This window comes from Streptococcus infantis (assembly GCF_047460405.1).
Classification (GTDB): domain Bacteria; phylum Bacillota; class Bacilli; order Lactobacillales; family Streptococcaceae; genus Streptococcus; species Streptococcus infantis_Q.
In genome coordinates this window covers 91,546-114,989 of sequence record NZ_JASHGH010000002.1, presented here as the reverse complement: position 1 = coordinate 114,989, position 23,444 = coordinate 91,546, and the positions used below count along the sequence as shown (strand labels likewise).

General features: G+C 38.1%; 21 protein-coding genes and 1 tRNA gene. 18 read left to right on the top strand and 4 right to left on the bottom strand.

The features are described 5' to 3' along the window. Positions 1 to 44: 44 nt before the first annotated feature. The 3 genes from gatD to QM928_RS01505 form a co-directional block, all read right to left on the bottom strand. Positions 45 to 827 (bottom strand): lipid II isoglutaminyl synthase subunit GatD, encoded by a 783-nt coding sequence (gatD, locus tag QM928_RS01515; RefSeq protein ID WP_414294281.1) that lies wholly within the window; start codon positions 825 to 827, stop codon positions 45 to 47. Then, the gene (gene murT / locus QM928_RS01510; protein ID WP_414294282.1) at positions 827 to 2,170 is read right to left on the bottom strand and encodes a lipid II isoglutaminyl synthase subunit MurT; all 1,344 of its coding nucleotides are present in this window, start codon (positions 2,168 to 2,170) and stop codon (positions 827 to 829) included. Before murT ends, gatD begins: the two co-directional genes overlap by 1 nt. A gap of 98 nt (positions 2,171 to 2,268) precedes the next feature. Continuing rightward, a complete protein-coding gene (locus QM928_RS01505; RefSeq protein ID WP_414294283.1) occupies positions 2,269 to 3,585 on the bottom strand; it encodes an FAD-containing oxidoreductase in 1,317 nt (438 codons plus the stop codon). A 368-nt stretch (positions 3,586 to 3,953) separates the two neighbouring features. Between QM928_RS01505 and QM928_RS01500 the strand changes: the two genes are divergently transcribed. The 10 genes from QM928_RS01500 (at position 3,954) to QM928_RS01455 (ending at position 13,903) form a co-directional block, all read left to right on the top strand. After that, positions 3,954 to 5,531, top strand: a complete 1,578-nt coding sequence (locus QM928_RS01500; RefSeq protein WP_075227154.1) for a DEAD/DEAH box helicase — start codon at positions 3,954 to 3,956, stop codon at positions 5,529 to 5,531. 271 nt (positions 5,532 to 5,802) lie between these two features. Further along, positions 5,803 to 6,591: a GTP-sensing pleiotropic transcriptional regulator CodY gene (gene codY / locus QM928_RS01495; RefSeq protein ID WP_414294284.1), complete on the top strand. Its 789-nt coding sequence runs from the start codon at positions 5,803 to 5,805 to the stop codon at positions 6,589 to 6,591. Further along, a complete protein-coding gene (locus QM928_RS01490) occupies positions 6,591 to 7,166 on the top strand; it encodes a cysteine hydrolase family protein (RefSeq protein WP_414294285.1) in 576 nt (191 codons plus the stop codon). The genes codY and QM928_RS01490 overlap by 1 nt, the downstream gene beginning before the upstream one ends. A gap of 81 nt (positions 7,167 to 7,247) precedes the next feature. Beyond that, positions 7,248 to 7,333 (top strand) — tRNA-Leu (locus QM928_RS01485). Positions 7,334 to 7,466: 133 nt separating this feature from the next. Further along, a complete protein-coding gene (locus QM928_RS01480; protein WP_414294286.1) occupies positions 7,467 to 8,744 on the top strand; it encodes an ABC transporter permease in 1,278 nt (425 codons plus the stop codon). A gap of 12 nt (positions 8,745 to 8,756) precedes the next feature. After that, on the top strand, positions 8,757 to 9,404 hold the full coding sequence (gene vex2 / locus QM928_RS01475; RefSeq protein ID WP_414294287.1) for an ABC transporter ATP-binding subunit Vex2: 648 nt from the start codon (positions 8,757 to 8,759) through the stop codon (positions 9,402 to 9,404). 47 nt (positions 9,405 to 9,451) lie between these two features. Further along, positions 9,452 to 10,831: an ABC transporter permease subunit Vex3 gene (gene vex3 / locus QM928_RS01470; protein WP_414294288.1), complete on the top strand. Its 1,380-nt coding sequence runs from the start codon at positions 9,452 to 9,454 to the stop codon at positions 10,829 to 10,831. Positions 10,832 to 10,901: 70 nt separating this feature from the next. Next, positions 10,902 to 11,558: a response regulator transcription factor gene (locus tag QM928_RS01465; RefSeq protein WP_414294289.1), complete on the top strand. Its 657-nt coding sequence runs from the start codon at positions 10,902 to 10,904 to the stop codon at positions 11,556 to 11,558. After that, on the top strand, positions 11,555 to 12,877 hold the full coding sequence (vncS, locus tag QM928_RS01460) for a sensor histidine kinase VncS (RefSeq protein ID WP_414294290.1): 1,323 nt from the start codon (positions 11,555 to 11,557) through the stop codon (positions 12,875 to 12,877). The genes QM928_RS01465 and vncS overlap by 4 nt, the downstream gene beginning before the upstream one ends. A 144-nt stretch (positions 12,878 to 13,021) precedes the next feature. After that, on the top strand, positions 13,022 to 13,903 hold the full coding sequence (locus tag QM928_RS01455; protein ID WP_033688381.1) for a class II fructose-bisphosphate aldolase: 882 nt from the start codon (positions 13,022 to 13,024) through the stop codon (positions 13,901 to 13,903). Between the two features lie 502 nt (positions 13,904 to 14,405). On the opposite strand, the gene QM928_RS01450 is transcribed toward QM928_RS01455, so the two are convergent. Further along, complete coding sequence (locus tag QM928_RS01450; RefSeq protein WP_075232165.1) at positions 14,406 to 14,741, bottom strand: helix-turn-helix domain-containing protein; 336 nt, start codon at positions 14,739 to 14,741, stop codon at positions 14,406 to 14,408. A gap of 141 nt (positions 14,742 to 14,882) precedes the next feature. Between QM928_RS01450 and QM928_RS01445 the strand changes: the two genes are divergently transcribed. The 8 genes from QM928_RS01445 (at position 14,883) to QM928_RS01410 (ending at position 23,418) form a co-directional block, all read left to right on the top strand. After that, positions 14,883 to 17,369, top strand: a complete 2,487-nt coding sequence (locus tag QM928_RS01445) for an SEC10/PgrA surface exclusion domain-containing protein (RefSeq protein ID WP_414321984.1) — start codon at positions 14,883 to 14,885, stop codon at positions 17,367 to 17,369. Continuing rightward, the gene (locus tag QM928_RS01440; RefSeq protein WP_414294291.1) at positions 17,369 to 18,454 is read left to right on the top strand and encodes a DUF6287 domain-containing protein; all 1,086 of its coding nucleotides are present in this window, start codon (positions 17,369 to 17,371) and stop codon (positions 18,452 to 18,454) included. The genes QM928_RS01445 and QM928_RS01440 overlap by 1 nt, the downstream gene beginning before the upstream one ends. A 32-nt stretch (positions 18,455 to 18,486) precedes the next feature. Continuing rightward, entirely contained in the window at positions 18,487 to 19,059 is a 573-nt protein-coding gene (locus tag QM928_RS01435) for a hypothetical protein (RefSeq protein ID WP_414294292.1), read from the top strand. Between the two features lie 725 nt (positions 19,060 to 19,784). After that, positions 19,785 to 20,090 (top strand): type II toxin-antitoxin system RelB/DinJ family antitoxin, encoded by a 306-nt coding sequence (locus tag QM928_RS01430; RefSeq protein WP_414294293.1) that lies wholly within the window; start codon positions 19,785 to 19,787, stop codon positions 20,088 to 20,090. Then, positions 20,087 to 20,419 carry a type II toxin-antitoxin system RelE/ParE family toxin gene (locus QM928_RS01425; RefSeq protein WP_414294294.1) on the top strand — a complete coding sequence of 111 codons (333 nt, stop codon included), beginning with the start codon at positions 20,087 to 20,089 and terminating at the stop codon, positions 20,417 to 20,419. The genes QM928_RS01430 and QM928_RS01425 overlap by 4 nt, the downstream gene beginning before the upstream one ends. 399 nt (positions 20,420 to 20,818) lie before the next feature. Then, positions 20,819 to 21,811, top strand: a complete 993-nt coding sequence (locus QM928_RS01420) for an ABC transporter ATP-binding protein (protein WP_414294295.1) — start codon at positions 20,819 to 20,821, stop codon at positions 21,809 to 21,811. 1 nt (position 21,812) lies between these two features. Beyond that, positions 21,813 to 22,631, top strand: a complete 819-nt coding sequence (locus QM928_RS01415; protein ID WP_414294296.1) for an ABC transporter permease — start codon at positions 21,813 to 21,815, stop codon at positions 22,629 to 22,631. Between the two features lies 1 nt (position 22,632). Further along, positions 22,633 to 23,418 carry an ABC transporter permease gene (locus QM928_RS01410; protein WP_414294297.1) on the top strand — a complete coding sequence of 262 codons (786 nt, stop codon included), beginning with the start codon at positions 22,633 to 22,635 and terminating at the stop codon, positions 23,416 to 23,418. Positions 23,419 to 23,444 lie beyond the last annotated feature (26 nt).

Here is a 23,444-nt window from a genome sequence, read left to right as displayed (position 1 = left end):
AGGTAAAAAAATTCCAACAGCCGAAGCAAGTTGGAATCTAAATATTAGTTAAAATCTGCTTTGCTCTTAACATCGCCATATTCTTCAGCAATTTCTTGGCTGAGAATGTCTTCGTAAGCTGGAAGGACAAGATCCTGACCGTATTTCTTTTTGAGGGCAAGAGTTACTAGGCGATAAGCGAGATTGGCATTTCGGGAGAGGATAGGTCCGTGGAAGTAGGAACCAAAGACATTTTTATAGTGAACACCTTCACCGACCTTCTCTTCATTGTTTCCATTTCCATAAACAACTTGGCCAAGCGGTTTTTGGTCATCTGAGAGGAAGGTGCGGCCTTGGTGATTTTCAAATCCATAGTAGGTTTCATCGAATTCTTCATTGTGAATCTTAATATCACCGATGAATCGGTTATTGGTTTGGTTGAGTGTGTAATGTCCCATGACACCTAGACCTTCGATGCGTCTTCCGGAAGCTTCAATATAGTATTGGCCTAATAGCTGGAAGCCACCACAGATAGCAAGAACAACCCCATCATTTTGGATAAAGTTGTCAATGCTCTCTTTTTTATCTGGCAAATCACCAGCAATGATGCTCTGTTCAAAGTCCTGGCCGCCACCGAAAAAGGCGATGTCGTAGTGATTTTCATCGAAATCATCATGAAGTGAAACGATGTCAACTGTCACATGAGCCCCAAGCTTTTCAGCGACGTACTTGAGCATGAGGATATTCCCATTATCTCCGTAGGTGTTCATGAGGTTGCCATAGAGGTGAGCGATATTCAGCTGGTATGGATAGTTGCCGTCTTTTGAGGAAAGTGAAGTATAAACCATTAGTTCATCTCCTTTCTAACAAGTTGACGATTGGCCAGTAGTTCTCTGAATTCTAGCATAGCCGTATATGTCGCAAGGATATAGGCATGCTTGCAGTCTTGAGCTTCAATCGTTTTAAGAACTTGTTCCAAGCTGTTTGTTTCGGTGATTTTATCGGCTGGATAGCCAGTAACACGTAGACGACGAGCAATTTCAGAATGACGAACTCCACCCGCATTGATTTCAGGAATGTCCATATCAGTAATTTGCTCAAAGTCAGCATCCCAAATCCAGCTGGTATCAATCCCGTCTGCATAGTTGGCATTGAGGAGAACAGATAGACTAAATGGGTAAGGAGCTAGTTTGATCATTTCGATGGCCTGGGTAGCACCAACAGGATTTTTAATAAGAACCAGTGTGCATTCTTTGTCACCGATATGGAAGGTTTCTTGTCGTCCAAAAACTGCGCGACTCTTGTCAAATCCTTGCTTGATTAGTTGTGGCTCAGCTCCGAGGAAGCGGGCAATAGCGACAGCAGCCAGAGCATTATAGATGTTGTAGAGTCCACCGATTTGAATACCGTATTCCTGTCCGTCAATAACAAAGCGAGAACGATTGTTAGTCAATTCAACCAGTTCAGTCAGACGATAATCCAGCTCAGGACGCTTGCATCCACAATTATCACAGATATAAGCTCCTAAGTTGGCATAAGTATTGAGTTCATATTTCAGAATACTTTGACATTCAGGGCAGAGGATACCTTCAGTATTGTAGTGAGCAAGCTTTGCTGGACCTTTTTCCAAATCAAAACCATAATACTGAACAGGATTTGGAATTGTAGGTTTGTAGAAAAGAGGACTATCACCGTTTAGCAGAACAGTAGCAGTAGGAACTTTCCGAATAGCATCCAAAATCATATTGTAAGTCGTATAGATTTCCCCGTAGCGGTCCATTTGGTCACGGAAGATATTGGTGATGACGAAAAGGCTAGGCTGGATGTAGTCACAGATACGGGAAAGACTGGCCTCGTCGATTTCTAAAACTGCAATGTTTTTACTTGTTTTAGAGGATTTGGCTGTTAAGAAAGTAGTCGTAATCCCTGTGATCATGTTGGCACCGCTTGGGTTGGTCAGAACTTGACCATAAACCTCTTTTAAAATGCCGACAGTCAGGGCAGTTGTCAAGGTTTTTCCGTTGGTTCCAGTGACTACGACAATCTCGTAGTTCTTAGCTAGGTTTTGTAAAATATCTTTATCAAATTGAAGGGCGACTTTTCCTGGGAGCGTACTTCCACGGCCAAGACGGCTTAAAACGAAGTGGGAAGAACGCCCAGCAAGAAGGCCCAAAGTAGTTTTTAATTTCATGTTTCTATTATATCATAAAAGAGGGAAAAGACAGATTTGAGGTTCCGTAGAAGTAAAAACAGCCCAAAGAGGGCTGTTCGATATGATTAAATCTCAACTTAAATCGCAAACAAGTCATTCAAGTTCTCAGCCAAGGTTGGATGAGTGAAGATTTGTTTTGTGAAGTAAGTGTAAGGAATCTTGTTGTCCATAGCAACAGTGATGATGTTGATGATTTCTTGAGAACCTTCTGAGAAGATGCTTGCTCCAAGAATTTCTTTTGTTTCAGTATTCACAACAGCTTTAAAAGCTCCACGAAGGTCTCCGTTTACGTGACCACGAGGCATTGCTGCAACAGGGATTTCCTTCACTGCGTATGGAAGTTTCAAATCAGCAGCTTGGCTTTCAGTCAAACCGACTTGTGAAAGGGCAGGTGTGATGAACATAGTATTTGGTACATTGAGACGGTCTTCAAGTGTGTAGCTGCCATCTCCAGCAAGGTAGCTGTAGACAACACGGAAGTCATCAAGTGAAATATAGGTAAATTGAGGTCCACCGTTGACATCTCCAACTGCAAAGACACCAGGAACGTTTGTTTGACAATGTTTGTCTACTTTAATAGCACCACGTTCAGTTAGTTCAATATCTGTATTTTCAAGTTGAAGTGGTTCTACATTTGGTTTGCGTCCAGTTGCGTAGAGAAGGGCATCGAAACGGTAGGTTTCATTCTCTGTCACGACAAGAACTTGGTCACCATCGTTTTTGATTTCAGTAGTATGGATATTTTGAAGGAGTTCAATGCCGTCTTCTTCCATGTATTGTTTAGCAAGAGCAGCAATAGAAGGTTCTGCGCGAGGTAGGAAAGTATCTAGAGCATCTAGGACTGTTACCTTGCTTCCAAGTTTATTGTAGAGACCAGCAAATTCAAGACCGATATTTCCACCACCAAGGATTCCGAGTTTTTCTGGTAATTGTTCCAAGTTTTGGATACCAGTTGAATCAAAGACATTCTTGCTAGTAGATAGTCCTGGAATAGGCAAAACGTTTGAAACAGCACCAGTGTTGATGACGATTGTTTCAGCAGTTAGTTCTTGTTTTTCATCACCAGCTTGAATTTCGATGACTTTATTAGACACAAAGTGGGCTTCAGCATCAATGATATCAACTCCAGGACCAGCAATCGTAGCATAGTTTTTACCATTGAGGCGTGTAGTAACAGTGTTTTTAGTAGCCATGGCCTCGTCAAATGACAAGCCCTTCTCTGCGGCAACTAACAAGGTTTTAGTTGGAATACAACCGATGTTGATACAAGTTCCACCGTACATTGCTTTGTTGCGTTCGATAAGGGCAACTTTTTTACCAGCTGAAGCTAGTTTCCCAGCAAGAGTTTTACCTGCCTTACCAAATCCAATAACAATTAAATCGTATGTTAACATTTTTAAATCCTCCTGTTTGATTTCATTCTAGCATAAGAAAAAAATAATTTCACAAATCTGCTACGGAAAATTAAAGAGACTTCCGCCTTGAGAGCAAGTCATTTATGAATGTTATTGATTAATCAAATTGAAGATACTACGAATACTTAAGCTAAAAAATCGTTTACATGATTTAATCAGAGGGTCTGACTATCTTTTAACCATTTCTTGTGTTATACTAGATAAGTTGCAAAGAAAGCAGTACTTTTCTTTTGTGGAAAAGAAGCAACACGATCTTTCATAGAAGATATGAAAATACGTCATGAAAAGAAAAGTATAAACTAAGCGCTATAGGGTGGCTTCGCACCACCTTTAGAAAGAAGAAAAACGTGAAATTTAATGAATTTAACTTGTCTGCTGACCTTTTAGCAGAAGTTGATAAAGCAGGATTTGTAGAAGCAAGTCCTATCCAAGAGCAAACCATTCCTTTGGCTCTTGAGGGAAAAGATGTTATCGGTCAAGCACAGACTGGTACAGGGAAAACAGCGGCCTTTGGCTTGCCTACCCTTGAAAAGATTCGTACAGAAGAAGCAACTATCCAAGCCTTGGTCATTGCACCAACTCGTGAACTTGCAGTTCAAAGCCAAGAAGAGCTTTTCCGCTTTGGTAGAAGCAAGGGTGTAAAAGTTCGTTCAGTCTATGGTGGTTCAAGTATTGAAAAACAAATCAAGGCTCTTAAATCAGGAGCTCATATCGTAGTTGGAACGCCTGGTCGTCTCCTAGACTTGATTAAACGCAAGGCCTTGAAATTGCAAGACATTGAAACTCTCATCCTTGACGAAGCAGATGAGATGCTCAACATGGGATTCCTTGAAGACATCGAAGCCATCATCTCTCGTGTCCCAGAAAATCGTCAAACCTTGCTCTTTTCAGCGACTATGCCAGATGCTATCAAACGTATTGGTGTTCAGTTTATGAAAGAACCTGAGCATGTGAAGATTGCTGCCAAAGAATTAACTACAGAACTAGTTGACCAGTACTATATACGTGTTAAGGAACAAGAAAAATTCGACACCATGACTCGTCTTATGGATGTTGATCAACCTGAGTTGTCAATCGTCTTCGGTCGTACTAAACGTCGTGTGGATGAGTTGACTCGTGGGCTTAAAATCCGTGGTTTCCGTGCAGAAGGGATTCATGGAGATTTGGACCAAAACAAACGTCTTCGTGTCCTTCGTGATTTCAAAAATGGCAACCTTGATGTCTTAGTTGCGACGGACGTTGCAGCGCGTGGATTGGATATCTCAGGTGTAACTCATGTTTACAACTATGATATCCCACAAGATCCTGAGAGTTATGTTCACCGTATCGGTCGTACAGGTCGTGCAGGTAAGTCAGGTCAGTCTATTACCTTCGTTTCACCTAATGAAATGGGTTACCTCCAAATCATTGAGAACTTGACTAAGAAACGTATGAAAGGTCTCAAACCTGCAAGTGCAGAAGAAGCCTTCCAAGCTAAGAAGCAAGTAGCTCTTAAGAAAATTGAACGTGATTTTGCGAATGAGGAGATTCGTAGTAACTTTGAGAAGTTTGGCAAGGATGCTCGTCAATTAGCCTCAGAATTCAGCCCGGAAGAATTGGCTATGTATATCCTCAGCTTAACTGTTCAAGACCCAGATAGTCTTCCTGAGGTTGAGATTGCACGTGAAAAACCGCTACCATTTAAACCATCTGGTGGTGGCTTTGGTGGCAAAGGTAAGGGAGGTCGTCGTGGAGATGACCGTCGCGATCGAGATCGCCGTCGCGACAATCGACGTGGTGAACGTCGAGATGACTTCAAAAAAGGCAGTCGCAAAAACGACCGCTTTGAGAAGGAAAAACGTTACCGTAAGGATAATAAAAAACCACGCAATACTTCAAGCGAGAAGAAAACTGGTTTTGTAATCCGTAACAAGGGTGATAAATAATAAAAAAGCGGTTCACTGAGGTGGATCGCTTTTATATATAAGGAGACCGAGAGTCAAGAAGAGTTTCATACGAGAAAATAGATTTATATATTTGTTATCTTGTAATATTATATTATCAAAAATTCAGGAACCTGTCAACAAGAAAATTAGAAAAAACTAGTAAAAATTTTCGAACAGTCATGAATTGCAATTCAATAAACAATTTTCAGATAATTATTGAAATAATGATCAATTTATGATATAATGGAAGCGATTAAATACGAGGTGAAAAATGGCACATTTATTAGAAAAAACGAGAAAAATTACATCTATCCTGAAGCGTGCGGAGGAGAAATTACAAGATGATCTTCCATATAATGCCATCACACGCCAATTAGCGGATATTATTGATTGCAACGCTTGTATTGTTAACAGTAAGGGGCGCCTCCTTGGCTATTTTATGCGTTACAAAACCAATACAGATCGTGTAGAGCAATTTTTCCAATCAAAAATTTTTCCTGAGGACTATATTCAAGGTGCAAATATGATTTACGATACAGAAGCAAATCTGACTGTAGATCACGAATTAAGCATCTTTCCAGTTGAGAGTCGTGCAGATTTCTCAGAAGGTTTGACAACCATTGCTCCAATCCATGTTTCTGGGATTCGTTTGGGATCTTTGATTATCTGGCGTAATGATAAGAAATTCGAAGATGAGGATTTGATTCTTGTTGAGATTGCTAGTACGGTGGTTGGTATCCAGCTTTTGAACTTCCAACGTGAAGAAGATGAGAAAAATATCCGCCGTCGCACAGCAGTGACTATGGCGGTCAATACGCTATCATATTCTGAATTGCGTGCAGTCTCTGCGATTTTAGCAGAACTAGATGGCAAAGAAGGACAATTGACAGCTTCAGTTATCGCAGATCGCATCGGTATTACTCGTTCAGTGATTGTCAATGCTCTTCGGAAGCTCGAATCAGCAGGGATTATTGAAAGTCGTTCATTGGGTATGAAAGGAACTTATCTAAAAGTTTTAATCCCAGATATTTTTGAAGAAGTGAAAAAGAGGGACTATTAATGGCTAAGGCTTTAATTTCGATTGACTATACAGAAGATTTTGTAGCGGATCATGGAAAATTGACAGCTGGAGCTCCTGCTCAAGCAATATCAGAAGCAATCAATCAGGTAACTAGATTAGCATTTGACCGTGGAGATTATATTTTCTTTACCATTGATGCTCATGAGGAAAATGATGTCTTTCATCCAGAAAGTAAACTATTTCCCCCTCATAATCTGATTGGGACTAGCGGGCGTAATCTATATGGTAAGTTAGCTGAATTTTATCAGGAACAGTCCCAGGATAGTCGTGTTTTCTGGATGGACAAACGTCACTATTCAGCTTTTTCTGGCACAGATTTGGATATCCGTCTGAGAGAGCGTCGCGTGGATACAGTCATCTTAACAGGTGTTCTTACAGATATCTGTGTATTGCATACGGCTATTGATGCCTATAATCTTGGCTATCAGATAGAAGTTGTCAAGCCAGCAGTCGCATCTATTTGGCCTGAAAACCATCAGTTTGCACTTGGACATTTTAAGAATACATTAGGAGCGAAACTCCTTGATGAAAATCTAGTTGAAATCAAAGAATAATGTATTCAAAAAAACTGAAAAAAATCTGAAAAAAGTGTTGACAAAGTTTTTGAAAGTTGATATACTAGTAAAGTAATCGACGCGGGGATGGCGGAATTGGCAGACGCGCAGGACTAAGGATCCTGTGACCGCTTTAGGTCGTGAGGGTTCAAGTCCCTCTCTCCGCATAGGAAAAGAGTTAGCTTAGCTAGCTCTTTATTTTTTTATAAAAACAAGAGCATATTTTTGCTCTTTTTTTGTGATTTCATAAACATTTCATATTTGGATATTATAATGGTTTTACAAATATGGAGGTGCTATATGAATCCCACTCAAAGAGCTTGGGCTTACGTCAGCAGAAAACGACTGAGAAGTCTCATTTTATTCTTGATTCTATTTGTCTTATTGGCTGGAATATCGGCTTGTCTGACGCTTATGAAGTCCAACAAAACAGTAGAAAATAATCTCTATCGCTCACTGAATACATCTTTTTCTATTAAAAGAATAGAAGCAGATCAGACCTTTCAACTGTCTCAACTAGATGACCTTAAAAAAATACAGGGGCTTGAGGAGATTTCTCCAGAGCTTGAAACAATAGCTAAGTTGACTGACAAAGAAGTCGTTACTGGAGAACAAAGTATCCAAAGGGATGATTTGACAGAGGCTGAAAAAAATCTTATCAGTTTGATTGCATTAGAAGATTCTTCCAAGGATGTTTCTTTTACAAGTTCCGCCTTTACCCTTAAAGAAGGAAGACATCTCGAAAAAGGGGACAGTAAAAAAATCTTAATCCACGAAGATTTAGCCAAGAAAAACAATCTAAAGCTAGGAGATAAGATTAGCTTAAATCCTAGTCAAGTTGAAGGAAATAGTGGACAAAGGCTAGACTATGAAATCGTGGGTATTTTCTCAGGTAAGAAGCAAGAAAAATTCACTGGTCTTAGCTCAGACTTTAGTGAAAATACGGTCTATACAGACTATGAAAGCAGTCAAACTCTTCTTGGTAATAGGGAAGATCAAGTCACTGCCGCTCGTTTCTATCTCGAAAATCCAAAAGATATGGATAGTATCATTCAAGAAGTTGAAAAGTTATCCCTGGAAACTAAAGGTTACCAAGTTGAAAAGGAAAATAAGGCCTTTGAACAAATCAAGGATTCAGTCTCGACCTTCCAAACCTTCCTCCAAATTTTCCTTTATGGCATTATGGTTGCTGGTGTGGGAGCGCTGATTTTGGTCTTGTCACTTTGGTTACGAGAGCGAGTCTACGAGGTTGGTATTTTATTGGCACTAGGAAAAGGAAAAGCTGCTATCTTTAGCCAATTCTGTCTAGAAGTCATTCTGGTTTCATTGGCAGCAATTCTACCAGCATTTCTTGCAGGAAATGCTATTACTTCCTATCTCTTGAAGATTGTACTAGCAAGTGGAGATCAGGCTGCACTACAAGATACGCTAGCAAAAGCAACTAATCTTTCAACAAGTTTTCTATCATTTGGAGAATCTTATGTCTTTCTACTTGTGATTAGCTGCTTGTCAGTTGCACTTTGTTTTATCTTTTTATTTAGAAAATCGCCGAAAGAAATTTTATCATCCATCAGTTAAAAAGGAGAAATCATGACTTTACTACAATTACAAGATCTTACTTATCGTTACAAGAACACTGCAGAAGCAGTATTATATAAAATCAATTATAATTTTGAACCTGGTAAGTTTTATAGTATTATCGGAGAATCAGGAGCTGGGAAGTCAACACTCTTATCTCTATTAGCAGGACTTGATAGCCCAGTCGAAGGTGCTATCCTATTCGAAGGCAAGGATATTCGAGAACAAGGTTATTCCTATCACCGTATGCACCATATCTCTCTGGTTTTCCAAAACTATAACTTGATTGATTATCTTTCTCCATTGGAAAATATCCGCTTGGTTAATAGAAAAGCTAGCAAGGATACCCTTCTTGAACTTGGTTTAGATGAAAGTCAAATCAAGCGGAATGTTCTCCAATTATCAGGTGGACAACAACAACGTGTTGCCATTGCTCGTAGCCTTGTATCGGAAGCACCAGTGATTTTAGCAGATGAACCAACAGGAAACTTGGATCCTAAGACTGCTGGGGATATCATCGATTTGCTCAAATCTCTCGCTGAGAAAACAGGCAAGTGTGTGATCGTTGTGACCCACAGCAAGGAAGTGGCACAGGCGTCAGATATTACACTTGAATTGAAGGATAAGAAACTGACTGAAATAAGAACAAACAGTAACTAAAACTTTTAAACATGTTAAAAACGGAAGTAAATCTAGAAAGGAATCTTATGTTACACAACGCATTTGCCTATGTCACAAGAAAATTTTTTAAGTCGATTGTGATCTTTCTTATCATTCTCTTGATGGCTAGTTTGAGTTTGGTCGGCTTGTCTATTAAGGGAGCGACAGCCAAGGCTTCTCAAGAAACCTTTAAAAATATCACCAATAGTTTCTCCATGCAAATCAACCGTAGGGTCAACCAAGGTACTCCACGTGGTGCTGGGAATATCAAGGGTGAAGATATCAAAAAAATTACCGAGAATAAGGCCATTGAATCCTACATCAAACGGATTAATGCTATCGGTGATTTGACAGGCTATGAACTAATTGAAACGCCTGAAACCAAGAAAAATTTAACTGCAGATCGAGCTCAACGTTTTGGAAGTAGCTTGATGATAACAGGAGTTAATGATTCGGCTAAAGAAGACAAGTTTGTGTCAGGCTCTTACAAACTGGTCGAAGGTGAGCATTTAACAAACGATGACAAATACCAAATTCTCATGCACAAAGACTTGGCTGCTAAACACGGTTGGAAAGTAGGAGACAAGGTCAAACTCAACTCCAATATCTACGATGCAGATAATGAAAAAGGAGCCAAGGAAACAGTAGAAGTCACGATCAAAGGACTTTTTGATGGACATAATAAATCTGCTGTGACCTACTCACAAGAACTATATGAGAATACAGCTATCACAGATATTCACACAGCTGCCCAGCTCTATGGTTATACAGAAGATACCGCTATTTATGGAGATGCGACCTTCTTTGTAGCTGGAGATAAGAATCTAGATAGTGTCATGCAAGAATTAGGGTCTATCAACGGCATCAACTGGAAGATGTATAGCTTGATTAAGAGTTCATCTAACTATCCTGCCCTTGAACAATCTATCTCAGGCATGTACAAGATGGCTAATCTTCTCTTCTGGGGTAGCTTGAGCTTCTCTGTTCTTCTACTCGCTCTCTTACTGACACTATGGATTAACGCCCGTCGTAAAGAGGTTGGAATTCTCCTTTCAATTGGTCTTAAACAAGCAAGTATTCTAGGACAATTTATCACAGAAGCAGTTATGATTGCAATTCCAGCACTTATTTCAGCTTACTTCCTAGCCAACTATACTGCTCGTACCATTGGAAATACAGTTCTTGCAAATGTCACATCAGATGTGGCTAAACAGGCAAGTAAGGCAGCCCAAGCCTCTAATCTTGGTGGTGGTGCAGAAGTTGACGGCTTTAGTAAGACTCTTTCAAGTTTGGATATATCCATTCAACCCACAGACTTTGCTATCATCTTTGTACTTGGCTTAGTTCTTGTAGTATTAGTTATGGCACTTGCTTCAAGCAATCTCCTCTTTAAACAACCAAAAGAACTCTTGTTGGATAGTGAATAAAAAACCTGCTACCTATTCTCACTCAAATGAGATATAATATAGGTAGCATTTTTGATAGAAAAGGATTTATATGAAAATTCTAATTGTAGAAGATGAAGACATGATCCGCGAGGGAATTAGTGACTATTTGACGGATTGTGGCTATGAAACCATTCAGGCAGCAGATGGCCTTGAGGCCTTAGAACAATTTTCGAATCACCAAGTTGCCTTGGTTCTCTTAGATATTCAAATGCCGAAACTCAATGGTTTAGAGGTTTTATCAGAAATCCGTAAAAACAGCCAAGTTCCAGTCTTGATGTTGACAGCCTTTCAGGACGAAGAATATAAGATGAGTGCCTTTGCTGCATTAGCAGATGGTTATTTGGAAAAGCCTTTTTCTCTATCTTTGTTAAAGGTACGAGTGGATGCTATTTTCAAACGTTATTATGATGTAAGTCGTATCTTTATCTATAGAGACACCGAGGTAGACTTTGACAGTTATAGCGCTAAAGTAGCTGGTCAAGAAGTTGCAGTGAATGCAAAAGAACTGGAAATTTTAGACTATCTCGCAAAAAATGAAGGCCGAGCCTTAACACGGTCTCAGATTATCGATGCTGTATGGAAGGTGACAGATGAGGTTCCATTTGACCGAGTGATTGATGTCTATATCAAGGAACTACGGAAAAAACTAGATTTAGACTGTATTCTTACTGTGCGCAATGTCGGCTATAAATTGGAGAGAAAATGAGACGTTCAGGTTTATTTAAAAAAATTTTTCTCTATACCTTCTCGGTATTTTCTACCTTGGTCATTTGTTTGCATTTGGCCATCTATTTCCTCTTTCCATCAACCTATCTCAGTCACCGTCAGGAGAGCATAGGGCTCAAGGCTACAGAAATTGCCCAGTCCCTCCAAGGAAAGGACAGTCAAGCTATTCAGGAAGTCCTTGAACTTTATTCAAAAAGCAGTGATATTAAGGGAGCTGTTAAGGGAGAGATGACTCAGGATAAGTTGGAAGTCAATGATAATCTTCCCATTGATAAACAACGACAGACGGCTTCCTTGGTAATTGAGGAAAGAGAAGTTCAAACTAAGGATGGTCAGACCATGACCTTACAGTTTTTAGCTTCTATGGATTTGCAGAAAGAAGCAGAAAACATCAGTCTTCAATTTCTGCCTTATACTTTATTAGCGTCTTTCATCATTTCGCTCCTCATCGCCTTTATCTATGCTAGAACCATTGTTGCCCCTATTTTGGAAATCAAACGAGTGACTCGACGGATGATGGATTTGGATGCAGAAGTGAGGTTGCGCGTGGATTCTAAGGATGAAATTGGCGATCTCAAAGAACAAATCAATAGCCTTTATCAGCATCTCTTGACTGTGATTGCAGATTTGCATGAGAAAAACGAGGCCATTCTCCAGCTGGAAAAGATGAAGGTTGAGTTTTTACGAGGAGCTTCCCACGAACTGAAAACCCCTCTAGCTAGTCTAAAGATTCTTCTGGAGAATATGAAAGCCAATATTGGACGCTATAAAGATCGTGATCATTATCTGGGAGTTTCTTTGGGGATTGTGGATGATTTGAGTCACCATGTCCAGCAAATCTTATCCCTTTCTTCAGTGCAGGAATTGCGAGATAAGAAGGAAGTAATCAACCTTTTTGATATGACCAATCTCCTATTGAAGGACTATGACTTGTTAGCCAAAGAGAGAAAAATCACTGTAGAAAATCAACTCACTGACCAACAAACTTATCTAAATCCTTCGGTACTCAAGCTGATTCTTTCCAATCTTATCAGTAATGCGGTGAAACATTCTGTTCAAGGTGGTTATTTAAAAATTGGTGAAAAGAATTGTTGGATGTTTATTGAAAACACCTGTACATCTGAGGAACAAGATAAATTTGACCAATCCTTTACGGCTTCTAGTCGACAAAGTAAGGGATCTGGCTTGGGACTTTTTGTAGTTAAAAGTTTATTAGAAAACGAAGAAATCGACTATCGTTTTGAAAGATATAACGACCACTTGGTATTTTACATGAACCTGCCTCAGGACAAGGAGTAGATCAAGTGGGAAAAGGTTTACATATCTAAAAATAGAAGAAATTCAATCGAAACTACGGGAAAAACTAGATTTTTTTGTCAAAAAGTGATAAAATGAACAATGTAAATGGGATGTCCCATAAAAATATACAGGAGGCCTGATAAAATGGCAATCGTTTCAGCAGAAAAATTTGTCCAAGCAGCTCGTGACAACGGTTATGCAGTTGGTGGATTTAACACAAACAACCTTGAGTGGACTCAAGCTATCTTGCGCGCAGCAGAAGCTAAAAAAGCTCCAGTTTTGATCCAAACTTCAATGGGTGCTGCTAAATACATGGGTGGTTACAAAGTTGCTCGCAACTTGATCGCTAACCTTGTTGAATCAATGGGTATCACTGTACCAGTAGCTATCCACCTTGACCACGGTCACTACGAAGATGCACTTGAGTGTATCGAAGTTGGTTACACTTCAATCATGTTTGACGGTTCACACCTTCCAGTTGAAGAAAACCTTAAATTGGCTAAAGACGTTGTTGAAAAAGCACACGCTAAAGGTATCTCAGTAGAAGCTGAAGTTGGTACTATCGGTGGTGAAGAAGACGGAATCATCGGTAAAGGTGAATTGGCTCCAATCGAAGACGCTAAAGCAATGGTTGCAACTGGTATTGACTTCTTGGCAGCTGGTATCGGTAACATCCACGGTCCTTACCCTGCAAACTGGGAAGGTCTTGACCTTGACCACTTGCAAAAATTGACAGAAGCTCTTCCAGGCTTCCCAATCGTATTGCACGGTGGATCAGGTATTCCTGATGAGCAAATCCAAGCAGCTATCAAACTTGGTGTTGCTAAAGTTAACGTTAACACTGAATGCCAAATCGCATTCGCTAACGCAACTCGTAAATTTGCTCGTGACTACGAAGCAAACGAAGCAGAATACGACAAGAAGAAACTCTTCGACCCACGTAAATTCTTGGCTGACGGTGTAAAAGCTATCCAAGCATCAGTTGAAGAACGTATCGACGTATTCGGTTCAGAAGGTAAAGCTTAATCTAGCTTAACCATATAAAACAGAAACCTACCCATTGGGTGGGTTTTTTTCAATTTAATGTTTTATAGAGTTGTGAGAATAAATGTAAATCAAAGATGTTGATAAACAAGTCTTTAAAATTAGAAAAACGCATATTATCAGGTGGTAAGAACCTTGATAATATGCGTTTCATTTTGGGAATATTCACTAACTTATATGGTAGATTTAATTTTTTATCTAAGATACTTCATATGACTAACAAAGTCAACTTGAAGAACTGCCTTAAATTTTATATAAAACTGATAAAGTCAGTAACCTAGTTACATCAAGGATGCATCGACCTAATTTGAATCATATTTTTATCAGATATATAGTGTAATGAAATAAAATCTGAACAAATTGACTAGGAAAATCAAATCAATTTCTAGTAATATTTTAGAAGCCAGACTGTACTATTGTTTATTCAACACACTATAAAATTGAAGTGTCAATAGAAAAATGCTAGATAAAAAAGTCTAGCATTTTATTCTTCTAAAGTTTCTAAGATGAGGTTAATAGCATCAAGTAGTTTTTTTCGTTTTGAAATGGGTAGTTCAGAAATCAGTTCAAATGTTTTTGTCGTCTCAAAATCAGTTTCTTGATTAAAAAAGTTAAAAAATTCAGCTTCAGTGACTTCCAAAGCAATGATAATTTTCTCTAACGTTTCTAATTTTATATTTAAATTTTTATTTTCAATATTATAGATATAATTAATACCTAGATTGGCTTTCTCACTCAACTCCCACTGTGTCATTTTTTTCTGCTTTCTTAAATGTCGGATTCGAAGAGAGATATGTTTTTGTAATGTGTATTTGTTCATATAATCCCCTAATTTCTCTATTGTAACTCTTAAATTATCACCATAAATCCCCTTTATATAGTTAAAATTATGCTTAAATCACTTTACAAAATAGGTATTTTGTATTAAACTAATGGAAGAACGACTTATAAGGAGTGAAATATGGATAAACGCACAAAATGGAGTTTAGCAGCAGCTGCACTTGTTACAGCTAGCCTAGCAAAGGTTGAAGATGTCAATGCTAAGGAATTAACTGAACAGGGACTTTCTTCTCAAGTAGTCACTGAGCAAACGTCAACCAAAACCGTAGAGATTACAAAAGAACAAGTTAATCAAGCAGAACAAAACGTAAAACATGCCGAACAAACCGTTGAAAATGCACGTACAGAAAATGAAACTGTAAATAAAACAGTAAAAGAACTTGAGCAACAAGTATCAGTAGCCAAACAAAATGTACAAGATGCAGAAGAAACTCAACATGCATCTGATACATCAATCGCTAAAGCGGAGACTGAACTGACAAATGCTACTGACCATGTTACAAATGCAACAATGCAACATTCTGTATCAGCAGATCAAGTAACCCATGCTAAGCAAACAGTTGACGAACAAACAACAAAACTAAAACAAGCAACTGAACAAGTAAACGAACAAGAACATATCGTTCAATCAGCACAAGATCGTGTTCAAGAAATTGAAGAATCTATTCATCATACAAATGAACGTGAACTAACTGATGCACTTACTCAAGCAACAACAGTTGTTGAGCAATCAAAAGAAGCTGTTACAGTAGCTGAGCATCAAGTAGAAATTGCAAAAGAAGCTGATGAAAAACGTAATGAAACAATCAATATCTTAGATGAAAAAGTTACCCAAGCAACAACCAATAATGTTATTGCAAATAATACAGTAACAAACAAAGAAGCAGAGGTTAAGGTAGCAGAACAACGAGTTCAAGATGCGCAACAAACACTTACTAATGCTACTACAACGCTAAAAACATTAACAAATCAAGTTGTAAATACATTAACTCTTAGTGAAGAATATATTAAAGCACTAAAAGAAGATGATGAAGTAACCTTGAAACGTATTAATGAAATTGTTGGTGATAAAAACGAATATAAGTCAAACGAAGTTGATAAAACTCGAAACATTGATATTCGAAATTTAACATATGATCAACAATTAGAGTTGACACAATTTGCAGCTGATTTGATTAATCAAGTACGTAAACAATATGGCTCACCACTGGTTACAATCACAAAAGACTCTCTTAAATTTGCAAATACTATTGCACGTAGAGATGAAGCTAATGGATATCAAATGGATGATGGACATGATGTTAAGGTCATTAATGAGGTTGCACATGAGTTTGGCCTAAAAACCGGTAAAAATCTTCAATTTTATGAAAACCTATTTTCATATGGATTTAATGACGATGATTATGAAAATGAATACAAACACTTAGGTGTAAATGCTGATCAGTTCTATACTAAAACAATGGATGAAGCTAAAGCTACCATTTATAAATCATTAGAAGCATTCTTATTCAATGGATATGAATGGGAACACGCACGAAGTGTTGTAGGTTATACAAATGAACCAGCATATTTTGGCCTTGCTATTGGACATGGATTAGCCGTTGGTAAGACACATTTCGAATATGTAGAACCACGTTATATTAAAGACCCATCCAAATTCGATATTACTGAAATTAAAGTTGAGTCACCTGTTAAACGTATTGAACAAGCACAAGCTGAAGTATCTAATCTTGAACTTAAACTTTCTAAGGTTAAGAATGAATTAGAAGATAAACAAGCAGAATTAACAACGGTAAAAGAACAAGCTCAAGAAACAGGTATCATTCTTACACAAGCAAAAGAAGCACTTAACAAAGCGAAGGAATCTAAAGAACAGACTCCTGATGCAGTAACAAAACTAGAATTAGCTAAAGATAACCTTCGTAAAGCTGAATTTGAAAAAGAAACGGCAGAAGAAAAACTTAAATCGATTTCTAAAACAAAAGAAGAAAAAGAAAAAGATCTACTTGCAGCTAAAGAAAAGTTGAGTCAAGATAATAACGAATTAAAATCTCGTAAAGATAACCTTTCAGCTATTGAACAACGTTATAATGAAGCAGTTAAGCAATTGACAGATGCTAAAGAAAACTTTAATATCACATTAAACGTATTAACTGAAGCAAAACAAGAACTTAAAACTGCACAAGATAAAGTTACTGCTTTGAAAAATGGACCTAAACTATTAGAAGCTGCAAAACATACACTTAATCAACTCACACACGAGTATGAAAAAGCTCTAGACTTACAACATACAAGTGAACTAGAATTGAAAAAGGCAATTTCTGAGCTTACTAACGCAACTCATGAATATCAAGTAATTAAAGCTCAATATGACGCATATCAAGCAACGCTAAAACCATCAACCGATGTAAAAGATAGTAAAGATCAAAATCTGAAAGGGAAAAAAGAGACTCAAAGTGCGAATCAGGTTGTTAGCTATAGCCGTGTAGCTAGAAATAAAGAATTGCCAAAAACTGGTAGTGCAAGCTCTGTTTTAACCTTGATTGGCCTAGGTGCACTTGGCTTACTTGGAGTAACACCTTCAAAACGCAAAAAAGAGGATAGATAATGAAAAGAGTCAGTATATTTGTTTCATTGATATTCTTATTAGTTTTGTTAACAGGTTGTAGTAAGAATCTTAACGGTATTTATGAAGGGAAAAATGGGATAGTTTCATATCGCTTGGAGATCAAAGATAAAGTAGCATCTTTGAGAATGAATGCCTTGGTTTTTGAGGATAATGTGGATCTATCTGTTGATTCTAAAAATAAGGAGTTAACTGGAACATATAGGGATGACGAAGTAAGATTATCTTATGAAATGAAGGAGGAGGCTCTTACTTTAACACCGAAAAATTCAGGGGCTTTAAAGATTACCTCAGATTCAGTTGTAATGAAAAAAATAACCGGAAATGGTCAAAAAGAATCAGAAAAACAATCTTCTTCAACTCAGAGTGAAGATGCTGGAACATCAACAAAATCATCAACTAATAAAAGCTCACAAAACACTAGTTCTAAAGAAGAAGGGTCCTCGACACCTTTGGATGTGACTGCTATCCAGTCAGGAGAGTTTTCTAGTCTAGTTGGAACCTGGCAGAATGCTAACGGAAAAGTATTGAAATTTGATCGACAAGGTCTTGTCGAACCACAAGATACGCGATTGAATACAAATCGATCCACTCTTGAAGGAGGGATTTTAAAGGCTAGTTTACAGCATGGATTTACTGGTTCAATGATTTACTTGGCGCCCAGTGGAACAGTTTTTCCAGATGGAGTAGATGGAAAACATGATGCTTCTGATAGTTCAAAAGATAGAATCTGGACTGGACAACAAGGTATATTTTCAGATGCAAATGATTTTTACTACAAGATGAGCACGGAGCTTTTAGATACGACAGGAACTACTGTGAAACGTAGTGGAGAAGATGCACGTAAACGGCGTAATACTGGTGTTTGGTTAAGTGGTGGACAGTCCTCCGTTGATTATGCAAACGAAAAGCTAGGTTTTAAAGAGCGTGAAGTATTTGCAGGAAACTACGGTATGACAGATGAAATCCCCTATAATGCAGTTCATAGTACAGATGGTTCTGTAGTTTGGGTCTATCAAAACGGGGTAATCTTACAAGAAGACGGACAAATTCTTTATGAACCGTGAGTGGGAGTTAGTATAAAGAAAAGGAAATGGAAATGACGAGAGAGGAAATTTTACAATACTTACAAGATAAACGTGAGTTGACAGCTCCAGTAGCAGTAACTTTGAAAAATTTACAAGAAAAACAAGCTAAGTTAACGAAAGCTAAGCAGTTCTTAGGAAAAACTATCATTGCAATGTTTGTACTTACTTTACTAATTTTGATTACTGATAGTGGTAGAGGTTTGGAACGTTTTGTATTTCTGATGATAGGAATTGTATTATTTGGTGGTCGTCAGTTATTTTTGATACAACCAGCAGAAGCGGAACTGGAACAGGCTCAGAAATTACATAATACAGAAATTAGTCAACCAGGGTACATTAATGGGAAAAAGAATTTTCCAGAGAAATTTTATAATTATAGTGATACTTACCGTCTTTATAAACTGGTTGAAGAAGGACGTGCTTTGACATTGCAGGAGGCGTATAATCTTTTAGAAACACAACAATTTCAAGAAAATCAACTTTCTATTCAAGAAGAAACTCGCGCTTTGCAGCATGATATTGCTAGTTCAGCACGTGTTGCAGCTGTCGGCTCTGTTATTTCAGCTTTTAATACTAGAAAGTAATAAACGATTTCTCTTAGTGTATCAGAAGGAAATGAAAGAAAATATTCTTAATTCCAGATTGTCAAAATTATTTCAGAAAATGACTGCTTATTAAGGCATAGAAACTTTGTAGCCTAGTCAATTAAAATCAATGTCATATATGTCTACAAAATCTTTTAATGTTTTGTAAATAAATTGATGAATTATAAAAATCAATAAGTGGTAAATGTCTCCCAGAATCCATGTTTTTGGGGTAAATATACAAATGAGGTCAGTACAAAATTACGACCTCATTTTTAATAAATGAGATTTTTCTTAGAATTTTAGTTTCTATATCCACAACATTCAATAAACCAGTAAGTTTTTGAAACCTATAGGAGTTAGGATTACGAGAGCGCTACATGATCAATAGTTTTTGCATAACCACTTTTTTTGATGGCTAATCTTTAAACAATGTAATAGTGGTATTTCGTTTTCAGAAAACATTTATACTCTTCGAAAATCTCTTCAAACCTCGTCAACGTCGCCTTGCCGTATATATGTGATTGACTTCATCAGTTTCATCTGCAACCTCAAAACAGTGTTTTGAGCTGACTTCGTCAGTTCTATCTACAACCTCAAAGCAGTACTTTGAGCAACCTGCGGCTAGTTTCTTAGTTTGCTCTTTGATTTTCATTGAGTATTAATTGACAAGTAATGCAAATTGATGTACAATTACAGTACAAATCTTAAGTGAGGTGATAAGAATGGGAAAAACAGCTACAATTAGTGTTCGAGTTGATGAATTAGATAAACAATCAGCTGAACAGGTTTTGAAGCAGCTTGGGATGCCGATGTCAACATTAGTTACACTATTATTGAAACAAGTATCATTAACGAAGAAAATCCCTTTTGATATTGCATTGCCAGACGCCCCTTTATCAGTGAATGTAGAGGAAATGACAACTGATCGATTTGGACAAATGATGGTTGAAGCTTATCATGAAGCAGAAAACGGTCAGGTTCGATCGGTCAATGAGTTCTTTAAAGAATTTAAGGAACGGAATGCATGACTAAAATAACCATTAATATTTTAAAAAGAGCTGAAAGTGATATGGAAGCCATTTATCATTATATTGCAGATGAGCTTCAATCACCGAAAACTGCCATGAATCACTTTGAAGCTATTGCAGAAGGGATTCAAACCTTAGAAATATTTCCTGAAAGATGCGCTATTGTAGAAGAATTACTCAGTTTAGATATTAAAGTTAGACGACTACTAGTAAAAAATTATTCAGTGTTTTATCGTTTTGATAAGGATACGGTTACCATCTTGAGAGTGTTACATCAATCAAGTAGCTTGGACAGATTACTGTTTGAAATCGGGAACAAATCCGATTGACATATACGTATTTAGTCAGATTATATTCTAATTTATGTCACTTTATATAAAATCGTAGTTAAAGGTTTTCAAAAACATGTGACACTGCTCAGTAGGCTCAAGAAGGTAAAGCTTAATCTAGCTGAACAATACAAATCAGAACCTGCCCATTGGGTGGTTTTTTTGGTGTTTTAAGGAAACTATTAAACCAGAATTTTTGATGATAGCATTATTTTAAGAGAGAAATCTCTAATTTTATAATCCATAAGCAAACGCTTGCATTCCATTTTTTATTAGACTATAATAGGTTGGTATAAAGCCTTTTGTAATAATAAAATGTAGAAGGTTTAGAAAGTAAGGATTTAGAATATTTGTAGTCAATAATACAATATTGCTCTTCCTTACCATAGGGAGATAGATATGGCAATGATAGAAGTGGAACATCTTCAGAAAAATTTTGTGAAGACGGTCAAGGAGCCAGGTTTGAAGGGGGCTTTGCGCTCCTTTATTCATCCTGAAAAGCAGACCTTTGAAGCGGTCAAGGATTTGACCTTTGAGGTTCCAAAAGGACAAATTTTAGGCTTTATTGGGGCAAATGGTGCTGGAAAGTCGACAACCATCAAAATGCTGACCGGGATTTTAAAGCCGACATCTGGTTTTTGCCGGATTAACGGCAAAATTCCGCAAGACAATCGCCAAGATTATGTCAAGGATATTGGGGTTGTTTTTGGACAACGGACCCAGCTATGGTGGGATTTGGCTCTGCAAGAGACCTACACGGTCTTGAAAGAGATTTACGATGTGCCAGATTCGCTCTTTCATAAGCGAATGGACTTTTTGAATGAAGTCTTAGACTTGAAGGACTTTATCAAGGATCCCGTGCGGACTCTTTCACTAGGTCAACGGATGCGGGCGGATATTGCGGCCTCCTTGCTTCACAATCCCAAGGTTCTCTTTCTAGATGAGCCGACCATTGGTTTGGATGTTTCGGTCAAGGACAACATTCGTCGGGCTATTACTCAAATCAATCAGGAAGAAGAAACTACTATTCTCTTGACCACTCACGATCTGAGTGATATTGAGCAACTCTGTGATCGGATTTTTATGATTGACAAGGGTCAGGAGATTTTTGATGGAACGGTGAGCCAGCTCAAGGAAACCTTTGGCAAGATGAAGACTCTCTCCTTCGATCTGACGCCAGGGCAAAGTCATCTCGCTTCTCACTATGAAGGCCTGCCTGATATGACCGTTGATAGACAAGGAAATAGCCTTAATATTGAATTTGATAGTTCACGCTACCAGTCAGCTGATATTATCAAGCAAACCTTATCTGATTTTGAAATCCGCGATTTGAAGATGGTGGATACGGATATTGAGGATATTATCCGTCGCTTCTACCGAAAGGAGCTCTAAGATGGCCAAATTGTGGAGACGTTATAAACCCTTTATCAATGCAGGGATTCAGGAGTTGATTACCTATCGAGTCAACTTTCTTCTTTATAGGATTGGCGATGTCATGGGGGCTTTTGTGGCCTTTTATCTCTGGAAGGCAGTCTTTGATTCCTCGCAGGAGTCCTTGATTCAGGGCTTCAGTATGGCAGATATCACCCTCTACATCATCATGAGTTTTGTGACCAATCTCTTGTCCAAGTCAGATTCTTCTTTCATGATTGGGGAAGAGGTTAAGGATGGTTCTATTATCATGCGTTTGTTGCGACCTGTTCATTTTGCGGCCTCTTATCTCTTTACCGAGCTTGGGTCTAAGTGGTTGATTTTTATCTCTGTTGGACTTCCATTTTTAAGTGTCATTGTGCTGATGAAAATCTTATCTGGACAAGGAATCGTAGAAATGTTGGGCTTAACTGTTCTTTATCTTTTTAGCTTAACGCTGGCTTATCTGATTAACTTTTTCTTTAATATCTGCTTTGGATTTTCAGCCTTTGTATTTAAAAATCTTTGGGGTTCCAATTTACTCAAGACTTCCTTGGTAGCCTTTATGTCTGGAAGTTTGATTCCCTTGGCTTTCTTTCCAAAGGTTGTTGCAGATATTCTATCCTTCCTGCCTTTCTCATCTTTGATCTACACGCCAGTCATGATTATTGTTGGGAAATACGATGCCAGTCAGATTCTTCAGGCACTCGCTTTGCAATTCTTCTGGCTCTTAGTGATGATGGGCTTGTCTCAGTTGATTTGGAAACGAGTCCAGTCCTTTATTACCATTCAGGGAGGTTAGTATGAAAAAATATCAACGTATGCATCTGATTTTTATCAGACAATACATCAAGCAAATCATGGAATACAAGGTAGATTTTGTGGTTGGTGTGTTGGGAGTCTTTCTGACTCAAGGCTTGAACCTCTTGTTTCTTAATGTACTCTTTCAACACATCCCCTCGCTAGAAGGTTGGACCTTTCAAGAGATTGCCTTTATCTATGGATTTTCCTTAATTCCAAAGGGATTAGATCATCTCTTTTTTGACAATCTCTGGGCTTTAGGTCAACGTCTAGTTCGAAAAGGGGAGTTTGACAAGTATCTGACTCGTCCTATCAATCCTCTCTTTCACATCCTCGTTGAGACCTTTCAGATTGATGCCTTGGGTGAACTTTTGATCGGTGGCATTCTATTGGGAACAACGGTGACTAGCATTGCTTGGACTCTTCCCAAATTCCTGCTTTTCCTAGTCTGCATTCCTTTTGCGACCTTGATTTATACTTCCTTAAAAATCGCAACAGCCAGTATCGCTTTTTGGACCAAGCAGTCAGGTGCCATGATTTACATTTTTTATATGTTCAATGATTTCGCCAAATACCCGATTTCTATATACAATTCACTTCTTCGTTGGTTGATCAGTTTTATCGTGCCTTTTGCCTTTACGGCTTACTATCCTGCCAGCTATTTCTTGCAGGATAAGGATGGACTTTTTAACATCGGAGGATTGGTTCTGATTTCCCTCGTCTTTTTTGCTATTTCTTTAAAACTTTGGGACAGGGGCTTGGATGCCTACGAAAGTGCGGGTTCTTAAAAGGAAGAATCTCAAAGCCTTGTCTC

Coding starts and splice junctions, on each gene's coding strand:
- QM928_RS01425 (WP_414294294.1), top strand. CDS start 20,087: ATGACTAAAATAACCATTAATATTTTAAAAAGAGCTGAAAGTGATATG.
- QM928_RS01430 (WP_414294293.1), top strand. CDS start 19,785: ATGGGAAAAACAGCTACAATTAGTGTTCGAGTTGATGAATTAGATAAA.
- QM928_RS01410 (WP_414294297.1), top strand. CDS start 22,633: ATGAAAAAATATCAACGTATGCATCTGATTTTTATCAGACAATACATC.
- QM928_RS01490 (WP_414294285.1), top strand. CDS start 6,591: ATGGCTAAGGCTTTAATTTCGATTGACTATACAGAAGATTTTGTAGCG.
- QM928_RS01445 (WP_414321984.1), top strand. CDS start 14,883: ATGGATAAACGCACAAAATGGAGTTTAGCAGCAGCTGCACTTGTTACA.
- QM928_RS01505 (WP_414294283.1), bottom strand. CDS start 3,585: ATGTTAACATACGATTTAATTGTTATTGGATTTGGTAAGGCAGGTAAA.
- vex2 (WP_414294287.1), top strand. CDS start 8,757: ATGACTTTACTACAATTACAAGATCTTACTTATCGTTACAAGAACACT.
- QM928_RS01480 (WP_414294286.1), top strand. CDS start 7,467: ATGAATCCCACTCAAAGAGCTTGGGCTTACGTCAGCAGAAAACGACTG.
- QM928_RS01415 (WP_414294296.1), top strand. CDS start 21,813: ATGGCCAAATTGTGGAGACGTTATAAACCCTTTATCAATGCAGGGATT.
- murT (WP_414294282.1), bottom strand. CDS start 2,170: ATGAAATTAAAAACTACTTTGGGCCTTCTTGCTGGGCGTTCTTCCCAC.
- QM928_RS01455 (WP_033688381.1), top strand. CDS start 13,022: ATGGCAATCGTTTCAGCAGAAAAATTTGTCCAAGCAGCTCGTGACAAC.
- QM928_RS01420 (WP_414294295.1), top strand. CDS start 20,819: ATGGCAATGATAGAAGTGGAACATCTTCAGAAAAATTTTGTGAAGACG.
- vex3 (WP_414294288.1), top strand. CDS start 9,452: ATGTTACACAACGCATTTGCCTATGTCACAAGAAAATTTTTTAAGTCG.
- QM928_RS01465 (WP_414294289.1), top strand. CDS start 10,902: ATGAAAATTCTAATTGTAGAAGATGAAGACATGATCCGCGAGGGAATT.
- vncS (WP_414294290.1), top strand. CDS start 11,555: ATGAGACGTTCAGGTTTATTTAAAAAAATTTTTCTCTATACCTTCTCG.
- QM928_RS01435 (WP_414294292.1), top strand. CDS start 18,487: ATGACGAGAGAGGAAATTTTACAATACTTACAAGATAAACGTGAGTTG.
- QM928_RS01450 (WP_075232165.1), bottom strand. CDS start 14,741: ATGAACAAATACACATTACAAAAACATATCTCTCTTCGAATCCGACAT.
- QM928_RS01440 (WP_414294291.1), top strand. CDS start 17,369: ATGAAAAGAGTCAGTATATTTGTTTCATTGATATTCTTATTAGTTTTG.
- gatD (WP_414294281.1), bottom strand. CDS start 827: ATGGTTTATACTTCACTTTCCTCAAAAGACGGCAACTATCCATACCAG.
- codY (WP_414294284.1), top strand. CDS start 5,803: ATGGCACATTTATTAGAAAAAACGAGAAAAATTACATCTATCCTGAAG.